Source organism: Streptococcus sp. (assembly GCF_030825805.1).
Lineage (GTDB): Bacteria > Bacillota > Bacilli > Lactobacillales > Streptococcaceae > Streptococcus.
Genome location: NZ_JAPJPF010000004.1, coordinates 1 through 18356, shown reverse-complemented (window position 1 = coordinate 18356; position 18356 = coordinate 1). Strand labels below are relative to the sequence as shown.

At 42.1% G+C, this 18356-nt stretch carries 11 protein-coding genes and 2 pseudogenes; 10 read left to right on the top strand and 3 right to left on the bottom strand.

The window, feature by feature from the left end:
* Positions 1 to 2 precede the first annotated feature (2 nt).
* Positions 3 to 2057, top strand: a complete 2055-nt coding sequence (locus RCH62_RS01255; RefSeq protein ID WP_306474447.1) for a sodium:proton antiporter — start codon at positions 3 to 5, stop codon at positions 2055 to 2057.
* 83 nt (positions 2058 to 2140) lie between these two features.
* On the opposite strand, the gene RCH62_RS01250 is transcribed toward RCH62_RS01255, so the two are convergent.
* Positions 2141 to 2944: an ABC transporter ATP-binding protein gene (locus RCH62_RS01250; RefSeq protein WP_306474446.1), complete on the bottom strand. Its 804-nt coding sequence runs from the start codon at positions 2942 to 2944 to the stop codon at positions 2141 to 2143.
* 56 nt (positions 2945 to 3000) lie between these two features.
* Here RCH62_RS01250 and RCH62_RS01245 point away from each other — a divergent pair, with 56 nt between their 5' ends.
* From RCH62_RS01245 to RCH62_RS01215, 7 genes and pseudogenes are all read left to right on the top strand, one after another.
* Positions 3001 to 4128 (top strand): AI-2E family transporter, encoded by a 1128-nt coding sequence (locus RCH62_RS01245; protein ID WP_306474445.1) that lies wholly within the window; start codon positions 3001 to 3003, stop codon positions 4126 to 4128.
* Between the two features lie 156 nt (positions 4129 to 4284).
* Positions 4285 to 5766: pseudogene (locus RCH62_RS01240) on the top strand (M protein trans-acting positive regulator PRD domain-containing protein).
* A 104-nt stretch (positions 5767 to 5870) separates the two neighbouring features.
* The gene (locus tag RCH62_RS01235; RefSeq protein WP_306474444.1) at positions 5871 to 7220 is read left to right on the top strand and encodes a hemolysin family protein; all 1350 of its coding nucleotides are present in this window, start codon (positions 5871 to 5873) and stop codon (positions 7218 to 7220) included.
* Between the two features lie 111 nt (positions 7221 to 7331).
* Positions 7332 to 8558, top strand: coding sequence for a hypothetical protein (locus RCH62_RS01230; RefSeq protein ID WP_306474443.1), 1227 nt, complete (start codon positions 7332 to 7334; stop codon positions 8556 to 8558).
* Between the two features lie 427 nt (positions 8559 to 8985).
* Entirely contained in the window at positions 8986 to 9960 is a 975-nt protein-coding gene (locus RCH62_RS01225; RefSeq protein ID WP_306474442.1) for an ABC transporter substrate-binding protein, read from the top strand.
* A 10-nt stretch (positions 9961 to 9970) separates the two neighbouring features.
* Positions 9971 to 10864 (top strand): ABC transporter permease, encoded by an 894-nt coding sequence (locus RCH62_RS01220; RefSeq protein WP_048689748.1) that lies wholly within the window; start codon positions 9971 to 9973, stop codon positions 10862 to 10864.
* A gap of 13 nt (positions 10865 to 10877) precedes the next feature.
* Positions 10878 to 11681 (top strand): ABC transporter ATP-binding protein, encoded by an 804-nt coding sequence (locus RCH62_RS01215; RefSeq protein ID WP_306474441.1) that lies wholly within the window; start codon positions 10878 to 10880, stop codon positions 11679 to 11681.
* A 54-nt stretch (positions 11682 to 11735) separates the two neighbouring features.
* Here the strand turns inward: RCH62_RS01215 and RCH62_RS01210 are convergent, their stop codons facing one another.
* Both RCH62_RS01210 and RCH62_RS01205 read right to left on the bottom strand, forming a co-directional pair.
* Complete coding sequence (locus tag RCH62_RS01210; protein WP_306474440.1) at positions 11736 to 16625, bottom strand: glycoside hydrolase N-terminal domain-containing protein; 4890 nt, start codon at positions 16623 to 16625, stop codon at positions 11736 to 11738.
* A 265-nt stretch (positions 16626 to 16890) separates the two neighbouring features.
* Positions 16891 to 17073 (bottom strand): annotated as a pseudogene (locus tag RCH62_RS01205) (UTRA domain-containing protein); the annotation flags it as partial.
* A gap of 215 nt (positions 17074 to 17288) precedes the next feature.
* Between RCH62_RS01205 and pflA the strand changes: the two are divergent.
* The gene (gene pflA, locus RCH62_RS01200) at positions 17289 to 18083 is read left to right on the top strand and encodes a pyruvate formate-lyase-activating protein (protein WP_048689741.1); all 795 of its coding nucleotides are present in this window, start codon (positions 17289 to 17291) and stop codon (positions 18081 to 18083) included.
* Positions 18084 to 18208: 125 nt separating this feature from the next.
* Positions 18209 to 18356: DHH family phosphoesterase (locus RCH62_RS01195; RefSeq protein ID WP_306474459.1), on the top strand; the 148-nt coding region annotated here is incomplete at its 3' end.

The window sequence follows — 18356 nt, the reverse complement described above, 5'->3', positions numbered from 1 at the left end:
GGATGGAGATTCTTGTATACGCCATTGTCTTTTCCTTAATCCTGATTGTCTCCAATGCGACTAATAAGTTGATTCCTACCTTGCCCCTCCCTTTGATCCAGATATTATTGGGGATTGGGATTGGCTTTCTCTTACCCAATTCGGAGTACCACTTAGATACCGAGCTCTTTTTGGCCTTGGTTATTGGACCGCTCCTCTTTCGAGAGGCAGAAGAAGCAGACATTACCTCGATTCTGAAGCACTGGCGCATCATCGCCTTTTTAATCTTCCCAGTTATTTTTATTTCGACCCTTAGCTTGGGGTGGTTGGCCCATCTCTTGTGGCTAGGAATTCCACTAGCGGCCTGTATGGCAGTAGGGGCAGCGCTCGGGCCGACTGATTTGGTGGCTTTTGCCTCCCTTTCGGAACGCTTTACCTTTCCAAAACGAATCTCCAACATTCTAAAAGGAGAGGGCTTGCTCAATGATGCTTCAGGTTTGGTGGCCTTTCGTGTGGCTCTAGCTGCATGGACCACTGGAGTCTTTTCCTTGGGCCAAGCTAGTTGGGACTTGGTCATCTCTATTTTAGGAGGGTTTGCGGTCGGGATTGTGACAGCAGCTGTCAACCGTGGGCTTCAAAAATTACTGCTCAGTGTTCGGGCAACAGATATTGCCAGTGAACTCATTTTAGAATTGAGTCTTCCTTTGTTAACCTTCTTTATCGCAGAAGAGATCCATGTGTCGGGGATTATTGCGGTGGTCGTGGCTGGAATTCTAAAGGCTAGTCGGTTTAAGAAAATTACCCTACTAGAAGCCAAAGTCGATACGGTCACGCATACGGTTTGGAATACAGTCAATTTTGTCCTCAACGGTTCTGTCTTTGTCCTCTTGGGGATGGAGCTAGAGATGATTTCTGAGCCAATTCTTAGGACTCCCTTTTACAACAATCTGCTCTTGATTGTGACAGTTCTCTTATTGACGGGACTCTTGTTCCTCATTCGCTTTTTGATGGTGTATGGATTTTACTGGTACAGGGGTTTTCAATTGAAAAAATCCATTGACAAGTATCTGAAAGATGCCCTCTTATTGACCTTTTCAGGGGTCAAAGGAACGGTGTCTATTGCGACCATTCTCTTGATACCAACGCATTTAGAAGCAGAATATCCTGTTCTCTTGTTTTTAGTAGCAGGGGTCACTTTGTGTAGTTTCTTACTCGGCCTTCTCATCCTACCGAAGCTCTCCGAAGACAAAGAGGAATCCAATGATCATTTGATGCACATTGCTATCTTGAACGATGTCGTCATGCTATTGGAAAAAGAGTTGACGGTGACCAAGCAGAAGGGTCCTTTGTATGCGGCGATTGATAATTATCATGGGCGGATAGAAAATATGATTCTCAGTCAGGAGGATAAGGCGACTCAAAGAGACTGGGAACAACTGAAACTCCTTATTCTTAGTATCGAGAATGATGGTTTGGAACAGGCTTATGAAGAAGGAAATATTCGAGATAGAAGTTACCATGTCTATCAACGTTATCTTCGATCCATGGAGCAGAAGGTCAACCGCAATCTGTCATCCCGCTTGACCTATTATTTCTTGGTACTCTTCCGCTTGCTCCGACTGCTTTTGCACGAGCTTGTGACCTTTGGATCAGGTATTCGGGCATGGAAAAACGGAGAGAATTACAAGCTCGAAGCCATTGACTATGACCAGATTGCTGCCTTGTATTTGGCCAATACAGAAATTATTATCGAGAGTTTGGAAAACCTAAAAGGGGTTTATCGCAGTAGCTTGGTTTCTTTCCTTCAAGAATCACGCTTGCGTGAAACGTCTTTGATTACCAGTGGAGCCTTTGTAGAGCGGGTTATCAATCGGATCAAGCCCAATAATATTGATGAGATGCTAAGAGGTTATTACCTGGAGAGAAAACTCATTTTTGAATATGAGGAACAGCATTTGATTTCGGCCAAGTATGCGCGTCGCATGCGGCAAAATGTCAACGAATTGGAAAACTATTCCTTAAGAGAAAGTGCCAATACTCTTCCTTATGACATGATCAATTACGCTCGAAATCGATGAAAATGATTTTCAGCTAAATAGAAGAAAAGAGATTGGTGACGCTTGTCCCAATCTCTTTGTTTTGTATCTTAGCAGACTATTGATTACTGGTCTGGTTGAATGTAATAGCGGTCCTCTCCGATTGGAATTAGCTGGACTTGTCCTCCATAAAAGTCTGATAGAGTTGCTTGGGTGAGGATTTCCTTCTTAGGTCCTTGAGCAAAACTTTGTCCGTCTTTGAGGAGAAGGACATGGCTAAAGGACTTGGTGATTTCCTCTGCATGGTGGGTGACAAAGAGAATGGTCGGCGCCTTTTCCATCTGCTTGATCTGTTGGATTAGCTGAAAGATCGCTTCCCGAGCAAATAAGTCAAGCCCACTAGAGGCTTCATCAAAGATGAGAAGATCGGGCTCTTCCATGAGACTACGGGCGATAAGAATCGTCTGTTTTTCCCCTTGAGAGAGAGTCCGGTATTTTCGCCCAATCAAAGAAGTAGCACCGATGCGACGCAACATGGATCGTGCTTCCTCGAGTTCTTTTTCTCCATAAGTTGTATAAAGAATGCTACTCTTGTATTTTCCAGTGAGGACGATTTCTTCTGGGGATAGAGATTCAGGGATGCGCTCAGAAATAAAGGAGCTGACCACTCCGATTCGCTTGCGGAGCTCAGGAATGCCCCCTTGTCCAAATTGTGTCCCAAGGACAGAAACCTCTCCTTCCGTTTTCCAATATTCCGCCATTAAGAGACGAAGGAGGGTCGATTTTCCAGCACCATTCAGTCCAAGGATGGCCCAGGTTTCCCCCTTATTGACGGTCCAATTCAAACGGGAAAGGAGATTTTTTCCTTCTTTTCTGAGAGTGACGTCTTTCAGTTCAATTAAGCTTTCTTTCATCTTTTTAACCTTCATAAAAATATTCTCTATTTTACCATAAATATGATAAAATAGCAGATAGGAGGAAAGGGATGTTTCATAAAAGTAAATTATTTTTCTGGACCTGTGAAGTCCTATTATTAACGATTATATTCTATATTTGGGGAAGTATGGGAAGCCTGATCTCTCCCTTTGTATCCGTTCTGAATACCATTATTCTTCCATTTTTGATTGCTGGTTTCTTGTACTACATCACCAATCCAATCGTAGAATTTTTGGAAAAGAAATTTCATCTAAATCGAATTTTGGGTATTCTATTAACCTTGGTAACCCTTTTTGGATTGATTATTTATGGGATTGTTTATATCCTGCCTATTTTGATCAACCAGTTGACAAGCTTGATTAATTCAACCCAAGGCTTGTATTGGGAAGTGCAAAGTTTTGTGACGAAGTTATCGAAGAATCCAGCCTTTCAGAGTATCAATATCCAATCAACCATTCAGCAGTTAAACCTATCTTATGTGGATATTCTACAAAATATCCTAAACAGTGTGACCAATAGTTTGGGTAGTGTGGTGTCAACGATTGTCAATACACTCTTCATTCTGGTGATGACACCGATATTCCTGGTTTACTTCTTGATTGATGGGAAGAAGTTACTTCCGATGTTAGAGCGGACGATCCTGAAAAATGACCGGCGGAATATTACCTCTCTCTTAGTGAGTCTCAACCAAACAGTTTCTCGCTATATTAGTGGGATTTCTATCGATGCTTTAATCATCGGGACTTTAGCCTTTATTGGCTACAGTTTTATCGGTTTGAAGTATGCCTTGGTCTTTGCCATTTTCTCAGCCTTGGCTAACCTCATTCCTTACATTGGACCGACGATTGGCTTGATTCCTATGGTGGTTACCTATGCCTTTACAGATTTCAATATGATGATCAAAGCAGTCATCTTCATGTTGATTGTTCAACAAATCGATGGAAATATCCTTTATCCACGGATTGTGGGAGGGGTGATGAAGGTGCATCCCATTACCATTATGGTTCTTTTGCTTTTATCCAGTAACATCTATGGTGTAATTGGAATGATCGTGGCAATTCCGGTTTATTCGATTGGTAAAGAAATCGTGAAATTCCTCGCAGCCTTGTATGAAAATCATAAAAAGACACAGAAGCAGCGCAAGCAGGAAGAATTTGGGATTATCAATAAATCCTAGTAGAATAAATACAAAAGGAATGGACAACCATTCCTTTTTTGTTTAAATAACGTGAAAGACTAGGATAAGTTTTTGAATCGTAAACTTTTACCTTTCCTTTTAGAAAATATGTTATAATGAATTAGTAATGATACAAAATCGAGGAGTTTCTATAAGATGATAGAATTGCTTGCCAAAAAGCAGCGACGCCAAATGCGTTTGCTAGAAACATTAATTCGAGAGAAGCGCTGGTTTCATTTGAAGGAACTCGCTGAAATGTTAGATTGTACAGAACGGTCATTGAAGGAGGATCTTTCAAATTTACGAACGGTCTTTAATGAGTTTTTGATTGAGTCCTCGACAAATGGTATTAAGATTAGTTATGACGATTCGATTGGGATTGAGGTGGTCTACCATCACTTCTTTAAAGAATCTACAGCTTTCTCCCTCTTGGAATACTTGTTCTTCCATAAGGATGTTTCCAGTGACTTAATTTGTAGACGGTATGATCTCAGCCAACAGTCATTTTATCGCTTGATTCGAAATATCAACCAAATTATTCAGGAAAAGTACAATATACGAATCACCTTGAATCCTCTAAATGTCGTGGGGGACGAAGTCGATATTCGCTTTTTCTATTCCCAGTATTTTGCAGAGCGGTATTATTATTTAGAGTGGCCATTTCCAGATATTAGAGAGCAAGTCATTATTGATTTCATTACCTTCTTCTATAAACTGACAGAAATCCCACTGACTTATTCGATCTTCCATTCTTATAAAATTATGCTAACGGTCTACCTTTACCGGATTAAGCAAGGGTATCGAATTGAAGGGGCCAATAATTTTGAACAATACGCCTATCTCTATCAAGAGCTCCCAAAAATCAATGAGATGCTTCGTTATTTTGGTTTGCAGCTGGGTGTAGAATTTAACGAAGAAATCATATAACAGCTCTTTATTATCTTCCTACAGAAACGCTTCTATTTTACCCCACAGGATCTGATTGACTCCACTGAGGAAGATGCTGTTACAAAAAAATCCTATATTTTAGCCTCTCAATTTCTTGATCACCTGAGTGAATCTTATGGTTTAGAACTTGAGAATTATGAAGAGATGATTATGCATATTCACAACACCGCCTATTTGGAGCGGCGTGAAATCTTTGGTGAATTTCTTCTCTATGATACCAAGAGCTATACCAATGAGGATTATCGAACCCTCTTCCCTAAATTTTATCAGGATGTTGAAACAGGTTTGTATCACTATCTCAAAGAGATGGGCTTTCATGAAAATCCTGAAAACCTCAAGCATCAGATTTATACCGTATTTTCACATTGGGAAAATCTATTGCCTCAACTATTAAGGAGACGGACAGCTGTCAAGGTCTTAATCATTAGCCGATACGATGACCACCATGCCAAGTCCATGATTGATTTCTTAAAATTCTATTGTACGGATAACTTTGAGTTTTCACAGGTCATCAAGCATGACTTTAATCTTCATGAACTAGAGCATACCGAATATGATGTTATTGTTGCCAACTTTATGATTCCGAATATCAAAGGGAAAAAATTTATTTGTACAAGTAGTTTGACCCTTTTGGAACTTGTAGAAAAACTGAATGTACTCTTTTATGATTTCACACGTTATGGAGTATAACTGAGCCTTCCCTCCTCTTTTAGGAGGGAAATTTTTGCGACTATGCACCATTTCAAAAAATATGATATAATGGGCATTATTACTATACATTGAGGAGAATATCCATGGAAGACCCTGGCAGTCAGGATTTAATACTGCAATTTGTTTTACTATTTGTATTGACCTTATTAAATGCATTTTTCTCTGCAACGGAGATGTCGATGGTATCGCTGAACCGTTCTCGCGTAGAGCAAAAGGCTGAGGAAGGCGATAAAAAATATATTCGTCTCTTAAAGGTATTGGAAAATCCCAACCACTTTTTATCTACGATTCAGGTTGGTATTACCTTGATTACCATCTTGTCTGGGGCAAGCTTAGCTGATGATCTTGGGAAAGTAATCGCTTCTTGGATGGGAAATACGGAGACAGCACGTGCGATAGCTAGCTTCCTCTCACTGGCTTTTCTGACCTATATTTCGATTGTATTTGGTGAGTTATATCCGAAGCGTATTGCCATGAATCTGAAAGATAGCTTGGCTATTCGAACGGCTCCAATTGTGATTTTACTAGGAAAAATCGTTAGCCCCTTTGTCTGGCTCTTATCGGCATCAACCAATCTGGTCAGTCGTCTGACTCCTATGCAATTCGATGATGAAGACGAAGAGATGTCACGAGATGAGATTGCCTATATGCTGGCTAAGAGTGAAACAAGTCTGGATGCTGACGAGATTGAAATGTTGCAAGGAGTCTTTTCACTAGATGAGCTGATGGCGCGTGAGCTAATGGTTCCTCGTACGGATGCCTTTATGGTGGATATCCAAGATGATACCAGAGAAATCATCGAAAGCATCTTAAAACAGAATTTTTCTCGTATTCCTGTCTATGATGATGACAAGGACAATGTCATTGGTCTGATCCATACCAAACGTTTGCTTAATGAAGGTTTTGTGAATGGATTTGATAATATTGCTCTTCGCAAGATCCTTCAGGAACCGCTCTTTGTACCGGAAACAATCTTTGTAGATGATCTCTTGAAGGAGCTCCGGAATACACAAAATCAGATGGCCATTTTGCTGGATGAGTATGGAGGAATGGCTGGTCTGGTAACCTTGGAAGACCTTCTTGAGGAAATTGTCGGGGAAATCGATGATGAAACCGATAAGGCTGAGAATGATGTTTTTGAAATTGAGCCTAACCTCTATATTGTGCAGGGGATTGTGACTCTAAATGATTTCAATGAGTATTTTGATGTGAAGTTGGAAAGTGATGATGTGGATACCATTGCAGGCTACTACCTGACTGGTGTCGGACGGATTCCAGGTCACAAGGAACGCTTGAGTTTTGAAGTAGACAGTATGAAGAAGCATCTGATCCTTACAAACGATAAGGTAAAAAATGGTCGTGTCACCAAGGTGAAGGTTGAGGTCAGTGACCTAGTCGATGAAGATGAGCAAGCGACAAAAGGTCAAGAATAAGAACATCAAATCAGGGAGTTTCCCTGATTTTTTTATGCTCATTTTAGACGGATTTGCATCTCTCATGAAATTCCTTTATAATAAAATAAATAAAGGTAGAAGGAGATCACAATGAAACAAGAAGAATGGTTAGCAGAGTTTGAGAGGGTTCATGGTCGACCGGCCAATCAGGAGGAAATCCAACAGGCTTTTGGTACGTTTGGAAGTCCAGAAACACAAACGACACCGAATACGCCCGTAAACCCAATCCAATCTCCATTTGAAGGTGCAGCACCTGTTTCCAATCAAGGACAATTTGGAGGCCCTTTACCGTTTCCAGAACAAGCTAAATTTGGAGGAGCAGCGCCAGCCCCAGAACAAACCCAGTTCGGAGATGCAGCGCCAACTCCAGAGCAAACGCCATTTGGAGGAGCAGCGCCAACTTCAGAGCAAACACAGTTTGGAGGTGTGACGCCACCACCAGAACAAGCACAGTTCGGAGGTCCAGCTCCGGCCCAAGCCCCATTTGGAGGTGCAAGCCCAGCTCCAAATCAATTCCAAGGTGGAGCAAGTCAGTATCAACATCAAGAACAAGCTTTTGGGCAAGGTGGAACTCAGCCACAAGCTCCTGTTCAGGAGGCGGCGGCTCAAACAGGAGCGCCCTTCGCATCTTATAACAACACTCAGATGCAGGGAGGCTACCCAAACAATGGGCAACTGAATTACCAGGCTAATTCTCCATATATGGGCCAAGCTCCAATACCAGGTAAGAAGTCTAAAAAAGGGCTGATTATTGGTTTATGTAGTCTTGTTGCTGTTGCAGTTTTATCTGTGCTTGCATTTTTCTTTTTTACTAAAAATCCAAATAGTATTCAAGGAAAATGGTCGGCTACTCCTGAAATGAAAAAGACAATGAAGTCTGCTTTTGCAGGCACTTTCTCTACTACATCAGATATTTCTAGTGAATTTGTAAAAGATATGGATATGATCGTAGAGGTAAAGGGGAAAAAAGTAACCATCAGTGTGATTGGTAAGATTGATTTCAAGGGAGCTGCAAAGGAACTCTATGATGATGGGGACAATGATTTTTACTCTGTTGAGGATGCCTTAGACTATATCCAAGAAAACAGTGAGAATTCCTATTTAGAGGATATGGGACTTGAAATCGATGTGAAAAAAGGCACTCTTAAAATGGTAGCCTTTGAAGGTGAGGTGGATGAAAAAGATCACCGATTCATTCAGGATGAAGATGCGAGTCATTTCCTTAAATACGATCTCAAGTATAAAATTGAAAATGGAACGCTGAAAGTTTCCGTGGATGGAAATGATTATGGAATTAAATACACCTTCAAAAAATAAGATATTCGCTTATTTAGTGCCCTGATCGGGCACTTTTTTTGTTGATTCAAGTAGAAAAAATAAGATAATTAAAAAAATTCTGAATTTAGGGTTGACAGCTTGAAAAATTTTCGGTAAGATAGTCAACATAAAAAAACGAAAGCAGAATCTTATGAAAAACACGAACTCCACATTGTTGAATCAAAACTTTTACTTTAGCTACTTTAGATAATGTTTGTAGACATGAACTCATGGATGCAAACGAAACGAGCAATTTGTTTGTATCTATGTGGCTAAGATTTTTGATTGTGGTCCATATAGATGATATCTAAATGGACGGCAATGCTGGCATACTTTTAAGTTTGTGAGGAATGATACCAACCGTTTAGAATCATCTAAACGGTTTTTTGTATTCTGTTTGAATGTTTTAGAGAAGGAGACATGTTTCATGAAAATTGTAAAGAAGTTAATTGCACCGGTCCTGGTAGTTGGTCTACTAATGACCTCCCTCTTGACCCTCCACCATTTGAAGACCTCTAAGCATCAAAAGATCAAGATTGGGATTTCCCAGTATATTACCCATAAGTCTCTAGATGCGACTCGAAAAGGCTTTGTCGAAGAGTTAGCCAAACAAGGTTATGTGGATGGAGAAGAGATTGAAATTGATTATCAAAATGCCCAAGGGGAGCAGAGAAATTTGAAAAATATTTCAAATCAATTGTCACAGGAAAGTGATCTTGTATTTGCCATTGCGACTCCGTCAGCACAAAGTATCGCCAATACAAGCAAAACGACCCCGGTAGTCTTTTCCGCAGTGACGGACCCTCTGGCTGCCAAGTTGGTCAAGAACTTGGATCAGCCTGGTGGCAATGTGACAGGAACGAGCGACCAATCTTCAGATGCCATTGCTACGCAAGTCGATCTGATTCAAAAGGTTTTACCAACAGCTAAGACGATTGGGATCCTCTATACGCAAAGTGAGCCCAACTCCGTCGTTCAAAAAGAGGAAGCCAAGAAGGTCCTTGAGGCCAAAGGCTACCGTGTCGTAGAGAAGACCATTTTAGACAGTAATAATGTGAAAGCGGCAGCTGACAGTTTGATGTCAGAAGTCGATATGGTCTTTGTCCCAACAGACAACATCATTTCTTCCACAATGGAAACCATCAAACAAGTGTCTTTGAAACATCAGGTTCCAGTTATTGGAGGTTCGATTGAAATGGCCCAAGTAGGAGGGCTCTATACCTATGGGACAGACTACACCGAGTTGGGTCGTCAATCTGCTCGGATGGCGATTCGTATCCTGAAAGGGGAAAAGGCAGGCGAACTGGCAGTGGAAGCGCCTAAAAATCTAGAATTGTATGTCAACAAAGAGATGGCTAAGAAATTAGGGATTGATCTCTCTGGTATAAACGTAAAGAAATAGGAGATGGATGATGGATTTAGTATTATCAAGTTTATCTGAAGGTTTATTGTGGTCGATTATGGCCATTGGTATTTTCTTAACATTCCGCATTTTAGATATAGCGGATATGACAGCAGAAGGGGCTTTCCCACTTGGTGCTGCAGTCGTTGCGTCACAAATCCAAGCAGGGCAAAACCCTTGGCTAGCGACCCTCTTCTCGATTTTAGCAGGGATGCTAGCAGGTTTGGTCTCTGGTCTTCTTCATACCAAGATGAAGATCCCAGCGCTCTTAACAGGGATTGTGACTCTGACGGGACTCTATTCAATCAATATTAAGATCATGGGGGGCGTCCCTAATTTATCCATTGGAGATTCTAGTACCATTTTCAAGTCTGTGATGGGCTTGGGTTTGTCCAATGAGGAGGCAGTCTTTGCTGTTAGTATTGCTTGTTTGTTATTGGTCTGTCTGATTTTGACACTCTTGATGAAAACCCAGATTGGTTTGGTTCTTCGTTCGACTGGTGACAATATCCCGATGAGTGAGGCCAATGGGGTGAATGTGGACACCATGAAGATTTTCGGTTACATGATTTCCAATGGCTTGGTGGCATTGTGTGGGGCTCTATTCGCTCAGACAGATGGCTTCTCAGACGTGACTTCTGGTACAGGGACCATCGTCGTAGGTCTCAGTGCTGTTATTTTAGCAGAAGTCTTGATCCATGATTTGACCATTGGAGGACGCTTGCTTTCGATTGGAGTGGGGGCAATTGTCTACCGCCTCATTATCCTCAATATCTACGAAATTCCAAACCTAGACCAAAATTTGGTCCGTTTGTTTAACGCCATTCTCTTGGCCTTGGTCTTGTTCGCACCAGAAGCCCAGAAACGTCTCAAGATTCGTGGATTAAAATTAACCAGCAACTAGAAGGAGAAGATAAATGGCAACATTGTTAAAAATTGAAGATATCCATAAGACATTCGAAGCAGGTACGGTCAATGAAAACCATGTTCTCAAAGGCTTGGATCTGACAGTAGAAGAAGGAGATTTCATTTCTGTCATCGGAGGAAATGGAGCCGGTAAATCGACCTTGATGAATATTCTGGCAGGTGGCCTGCAAGTGGATCAAGGGGATATCCTTTTGGAAGGGAAATCGATTAAGCAGACCAGCGTTCGGAAGCGTGCGAAAGATATTGCGCGTGTTTTCCAGGATCCTAAGATGGGAACGGCTTCCCGCTTGACCATTGAAGAGAATATGGCCATTGCTAAAAAACGAGGAGCAAGACGGGGACTCAGTTGGGGCGTCAAAGAAAAAGACCGCGAGGAATTTAAAGCGGCCTTGAAGGAACTCAATATTGGCTTGGAAAATCGCCTCAAAGTGGACACGCAATACTTATCAGGGGGACAACGGCAAGCTTTGACCTTGGTCATGGCTGCCTTGGTCAAACCCAAACTCCTGCTACTGGATGAACATACCGCAGCGCTCGATCCCAAAACCAGTGAAATGGTCATGGAATTGACGCAAAAAATCGTGGAAAGCCATGATTTGACAACCTTGATGATTACGCATGATATGAATCATGCCATCGCATATGGCAATCGTTTGATCATGCTCTACCAAGGCAAGATTGTGGTCGACGTTAAAGGGGAAGAAAAGAAGAACCTGACGATTGAAGACTTGATGCGCCTTTTCCATCAGAATAGTGGTGAAACCTTGGTGAGTGACGAATTGGTTTTAGGATAAACGAAAAAGGATGGAGATTCCATCCTTTTTATTGATCTTGTCAGCTACATCAAGCTAAACCTGTTCCTTTTTCCCTAGGAAGCTAGCTGTGAGGACAAGGCTGAGTCCTGCTAAGAAGAGTAGGTATGAACTGTGTCCAGTATTCGTTTTTGGAAGTTGTCTTTGCGAAGCCTGGTCTTGTTTAGAGTTGGGAACACTCATTAAACTATCACCGGCCTTCCTTGGACTCGTGCTCTCTGAAACAAGCATCTTCCTATTTTGAACCTTTCTTCCTGAGACGATAGGCTCAACGCTCTCATAGGAATCTGTATTAACGGATCCGACTTCTGGTTCCGACTTATAGACAATAGCATAGGTTCCTAACTCTTGTGCCAGGAATTCAATCATGCCCTCTCGTAGTGTAAATTCTACTGCTTGGAGTTCTCGATTAGGAGTCAAGACATAGACTTGCTTCACTTCTTTTGATAGTGGAAGTCGAACCAATACACTTCCTTTGACTGGAACTGGATTCCCTTCTTTATCCTTGAGTTGAAGGTTGAAAGCATCGTAGGTTTTGCCAAAGAGTCCTTGGTCAAGGACCTTTTGAATCTCTAAATGACTGTCACTACCAATCTCATTTTCTCCACTAATGACCTCTACCTGGCTTGCTTGGTCTTTCAGTACTCGAAGGACATATTCAGGTAGAGAGTGGATAGCTGCCTCCTGTCCAGCAGTGCCGATTGGCTCTGTGTACTTAGGAAGGGTCACTACAGGTGGTTCTTGGTCTCCCAAACTTGTCACAATAGCAGGTAAGAGAGAGACGACCGGACTAGTGATGGTCTTTCCTCGGATGGCATAGGCTGAGATGATCTGAGTTTGTTTTTGATGAGCAGTTTCTGGGATCGGCAATTCAACTTGCTGGTTCTTAATCGCTAACACTCGATTTCCATCTGATAGGGTGACGTGGGAATCATCGGTTTTCTTGAGGAAAACAGGATCTTTTTCCCCAGGGAAATGAAGGGCAATAGCATCCCACTCCCCAGACGGAAGTGTGAGGGTAATCGTCTGATCGCCTGCTTTTATTGGGGCCAGGCTTGGAGTATCCAGGGATACTGTTGACGGCTTCAGGATGTCAAATGAATCCAGGGAAATCATCTTTCTGTCATCAGGAGAGTTAGGATCCACTGTCAAGGTGAGGATATGATTTCCATTGCTTAAGTTTGTATACTCGCCAATCAACACATTCTTTTCATAGTCAGCACTTGAGTAGAAGTCCAAACTTGGCATTTCTTTTCCATCTATGGTGACTAAGGCTTTTCCATAGTCAGAAGATTTTAAGCCGTAAATACGAATACCTGTACCAGTGAATGGAATGGTTGCCTTGGCCTCTGAATACTGAGATGAATCCACGTTTTGGAGAGTCGCGTATTTTTCTGTCGTTTGATATAAGCCTGATTCATTCCAGTCCTTGAACAAGGAGCCATAGTGGATACGAGAATCTCTGTCATCCATCTTTTCAACAGTCGCCCCTTGACCCGGATAGATTTTAAAGTAATCCAAGGAAATTTTTGAGCGTTCATTCCCTCGGTTTAAATGCTCCTTCTTCACTGTTAGAGTCAGGAGGTGCTCTCCATCAGGAAGTCCTGTGAAACGACCGATTAGAGCACTTTTTTCCGTCTCTCCCGATGTGTGGAAATCTAGGTCTCCTACTTTCTTACCATCGATTTGAACTTCCGCTAGGCCTAATTCAGATGATTTGAGACCATAGATTTCAATTCCTCGTCCATTAAAAGTAATCCTAGCAGTGGCATCGTTGTCAGAATAACTATCAACAGTTAGGTCAGCATATTTTTCAGTTCCTGCAAATAGGTCAGCATCCTCCCAGTTATGGAAGGCAGGACCGTATTGAACACGAGGATCTCTGTCGTCCATCCATTCGACAACTGGTTGGATTGACGCAGATTCGGATACTTGCCTTGAGTGCTCCCCAATCATGGCTCTAACAGAATAGCTATAGCTATGGAGAGAATCGATGGAGCGGTCGATGAAATGAGTGACATTGGTTAGGAATTCCTTGATAGAAGGAGCATCACTGCTTTCGTCATTACTTTCTCGACGGATGACATAGTGGGTCGCATCTGTAACCGGATTGAAATCGAGTTCAGCTGTTACAGCATCTTTTCTCACAGCAGATAGACGAGTAACCCGCTCTGGTAACTTTTCAAAGGTGATCTGATCCCCTTTTTGAGTGGCAATCTGAATCCGATTGTCTTTGAGAAGAGTTGGTTTGATTTCTTTCCCGTTAATCTTGACAATACTCGATTCGATGTCTGGATAATCGACCACTAATTCTCCACCTGCATGGGAAAGGAAAGCTAATGTCTCAAGATTTTTTTCTTTCCATTTCATGCTGACTTCAAAGTTGCCCCGGGCTACAATCCCTGAGACTTGCCCGTCTTTCCAGGCATCGGGAAGGGCTGGTAATGGGGCAATATAGCCTGTGTGAGACTGAAGGAGCATTTCTGCCATCCCACTGGTTGCACCAAAGTTCCCATCGATTTGGAAAGGCGCATGGGTATCCCAGAGGTTTTCTAGAGTTGAAGATTTTAGCTGTTCAGCCAATAAACGATGAGCGCGGTTTCCGTCTAAGAGACGAGCCCAGAGGTTAATTTTATTAGCCTTGGACCAACCTGTACCACCATCTCCACGATGGTTTAGGGTTGCGCGTGCGGCCTCCAGATATTCAGGCTGGTCCTTATCAAATAGAGTACCTGGGAAGAGTCCAACTAGATGGGAAACGTGACGGTGATGATTTTCAATGCCTTCGTTGGTGAATTGAGGACTGTCTTCCTCGTACCATTCCTTGATACGTCCCTCTTGGTTGATATGAAGTGGTTTGAGCTTGTCAAATTTAGCCTTCACTTCTGTCACCAAATCTTGGTCAATATTGAGGTGATTGGCAGCTTCCATATAGTCGTGGAAGAGCTGCCAAACTAGTGATTGGTCGAAGGTATTCCCGATCGTGATAGTTCCATGCTCTGGCGAATAAGATGGAGAAGAAACCCAACGGTCACTAGCCTGGTCATAGTGCAAGAAGGAATTCCAGAACTTGGCTGTTTCCTTAAGCATGGGATAAATCTTTTCTTTAAGATAAGTTTCATCCTTGGTGAATTTGTAGTAATCATAGACGTTCTGCATCATCCAAGCATTGGCAGCAGGAGACCAACCCCAATAGTAGTTCCAACCTGGAGTAGTCCAGCCAAATGGTGTTGCTTGGGTATGAACCAGCCAACCGTTTTCTTGGCCTTCTTTAGACTCGATGCCGGCATACTCTTTAGCAGCGATACGACCATAGTAGCGCATGTCATCGATATAATTGACCATTGCCCTAGCCGTTTCTGCGAGATTACTCATATAGGCAGGCCAGTAGTTCATTTGTAGGTTGACATTGAGGTGGTAGTCAGCGTTCCAAGGTGGATTGTCTACAGCATTCCAGACTCCTTGCAAGTTGGCAGGAAGGGCATCTGTCCGGTCACGAGACGAACTGATGAGGAGGTAACGTCCGTATTGAAAGAAGAGCTCTTCTAGTTGTTGCCCTTTTGTAGGATCATAGGTTTGGAGAGCTTCTTTTGTCGTTTGGTTAGACTTATTACCGCCAAGATTTAGTTGAACACGATTGAAGAGACGTTGGTAGTCCTTGATGTGGTCATGTTTTAGAGTTTCATAATCTTTGGCTTTAGCCGCCTCGACAATCGATTTGACAGTTGCTTCTACATCAATATCCTTGCGGTAATTGGTTTTTGGATTTTGAGCATAATTAGTCTTGGCACTGAGTAAAAGGGTCGCATAGCTGGCTCCGGTGACAGTCAAATAGCCATCTTGGGCAGTGACTTGTCCATCTGTTTTGATTCCAAGATAGGAGGCAAATTGAAGGCCATTGTCTTTGACAGTCCCCTTGAGCAAGATACCATTTGAATCGGTCGTGACTGCCCCTTGTTTATAATTCGAATATTCCCAAGAGTAGTCACCATTCGCAAGTAAATCCTCTGTCAAGCTATTCCAAAGGGTAAAATCGAGGGTCTTATCCCCTTTTTTACTCAAATGGGTCACAGTAACATCATCTGGATAGCTAGAGAAGGTTTCGCGTTTAAAGGTGGTTCCATCCTGGCTATAAGAAGTAGTCGTGATAGCTTCGGTAATATCTAAGTCACGGTGATAGTCGGTAACGTTCTCCAAACCTTTCTTTTGGTTGTTAAAGACCATAAAGATATCACCGAAAGATAAGTAGCGTCCGTATTGAGCGTTGTTTGGGCCTACTAGATTTTCTTCGGCTAACTGTTTCGCTTTTTGGCGGTCTCCAGCTTCAAGGGCCTTACGGATTTCTGCCAAGACTTTGTAGCGATCTTGGTAGTTTCCTCCGTTGTAGTCGGTGCTATCCGGTTGTGGTCCACCAGACCAAAGAGTTTTTTCGTTGTATTGAATTCTTTCCTCGCCGATGAGTCCGAAAACCTTAGCACCCATTTCTCCATTTCCGACTGGGAGGGCTTGCTTTTCCCACCCATCATAGCTAGCAGCAGCAGGTTGATTGTAGCTTAAATGATAATCTGTTTGTTTGGCCACGGGAGTCTCAATTTTCATAGTTTCCCTTTCTTCAGTTGCCTCAATCGAAGTAGTCGAAGTGGCTGTATGCTTGCTTTGAACTTCTGTATCAGGTGACGAGCTTTTTTCTTCAGAAATAGGAGCGATATACGGATTTTCTGGTTTGGCTTCTCCAGTTCCATCAGTCGGGCTCTCTATGGCTGGGGTAGCTTCAAGGTGGTTGCTTTCGTTTTGGCTTCCAACAATACTATCAGCACCTACCTGGTGTGAGCCGAGAAAAATGGCTCCTAATAAAACAGAAGCCGTACCAACAGTTAGTTTGCGGATACTATAACGACAGGATTTTTCCAAAAATCTTTTGTCCATAGAACTCTCCTCTAGCTTTTTGAGACCGCTTACATTTTTAGTTAAAGACAGTCCCTTCATATTTATTTCTATCATATCCAATTTAATAGGGAAACAAGAAAATGTCAATAGCTTTTAGGTAAGATGCATATTTGAGAGTGTTATTTCTTGAAATAGTGGAGAAATAAGAGATAAATAAGCTATTATTTTGGGCTGAAAACAGTTTTCATTTTCGGATATCGTAAAAAAAACAGTTGAGTCCATTCTCAACTGTCAGCGGAGTACTTTATTTTTGATTTCTTTTTGCATAGTCGACAAAATGAAACTTGTCTAATTTGTGTCGACTTTCGGTGAACTGGAATTGTCGTACGTCTGCTAGGTGAACTTGCGAGCGGACCGTCACCACGTGTTGGTCTTTCCCAAGATCCAGTAAGATTTTGTCGCGATTATCGATTGGTGAGATCATGATTCTTAAGATATTAAAAAAAAGATAACGGCTCTTCGTTTTCTTTTTTTGCCATAGAGAATAGGTAAGAGTAACAGCGACTGGAAGGGCCTGTACTAATACAATAGGTTGAAATTGAAAAACAGTTTATTTTCTAAAAAATCATTAAAATCCTTTTATTCACAAGGAATCATGGTATAATAAAACCATAAAACGTTTTCAAGAGAGAAGGACAAGACATGGAAAATGAAACAGTTGACTATGGAAAAGTAACAGGAATGGTACACTCTACAGAAAGCTTCGGTGCAGTGGATGGACCAGGGATCCGTTTTATTGTCTTTCTTCAAGGCTGTCAAATGCGGTGTCAGTATTGCCATAACCCGGATACTTGGGCTATGGAAACCAACATGTCTAGAGAACGAACAGTGGATGATGTCCTAGAAGAAGCCCTCCGCTATCGTGGATTTTGGGGTCAAAAAGGTGGGATCACGGTTAGTGGTGGAGAAGCCCTCTTGCAGATAGACTTTTTGATTGCCCTCTTCACCAAGGCTCAAGAATTGGGCATTCACTGCACGCTCGATACCTGTGCTCTACCTTTCCGCAATACCCCTCGTTACCTGGAAAAATTTGATAAATTAATGGCAGTGACAGACTTGGTGCTTCTGGATATCAAGGAAATTAACGATGAACGGCACAGATTTGTAACCAGTCAAACGAACAAGAATATTTTAGCCTGTGCCAAGTATTTGTCTGATATTGGAAAACCCGTCTGGATTCGTCACGTTTTGGTCCCAGGTTTGACAGACCGAGATGACGACTTGATCGAACTTGGAAAATTTGTTAAAACCCTTAAAAATGTCGATAAATTTGAGATTCTGCCTTACCATACTATGGGGGAATTCAAATGGCGGGAATTGGGTATTCCGTACAAGTTGGAGGGTGTGAAACCACCGACAAAAGAACGGGTCCAAAATGCGAAGGACTTGATGGAAACAGAAAGTTACCAAGATTACCTGAAACGGGTCAAAGGATAAAGAGTATAGACAGTTGGTCCTTCCAGCTGTCTTTTCTGATGAAAAGCATCACTATTCCCTTTCTTTAAACGGAAAAACGTGCTAAAATAGAGTGAATCTATAAATGAAAATGAAGAGGTAGAAACATGTCAAAAATTCTTGTTTTTGGTCACCAAAATCCTGACTCAGATGCCATCGGTTCATCTGTAGCCTTTGCTTATCTTGCAAAAGAAGCTTACGGTTTGGATACAGAAGCAGTGGCTCTTGGAACTCCAAATGAAGAAACAGCTTTCG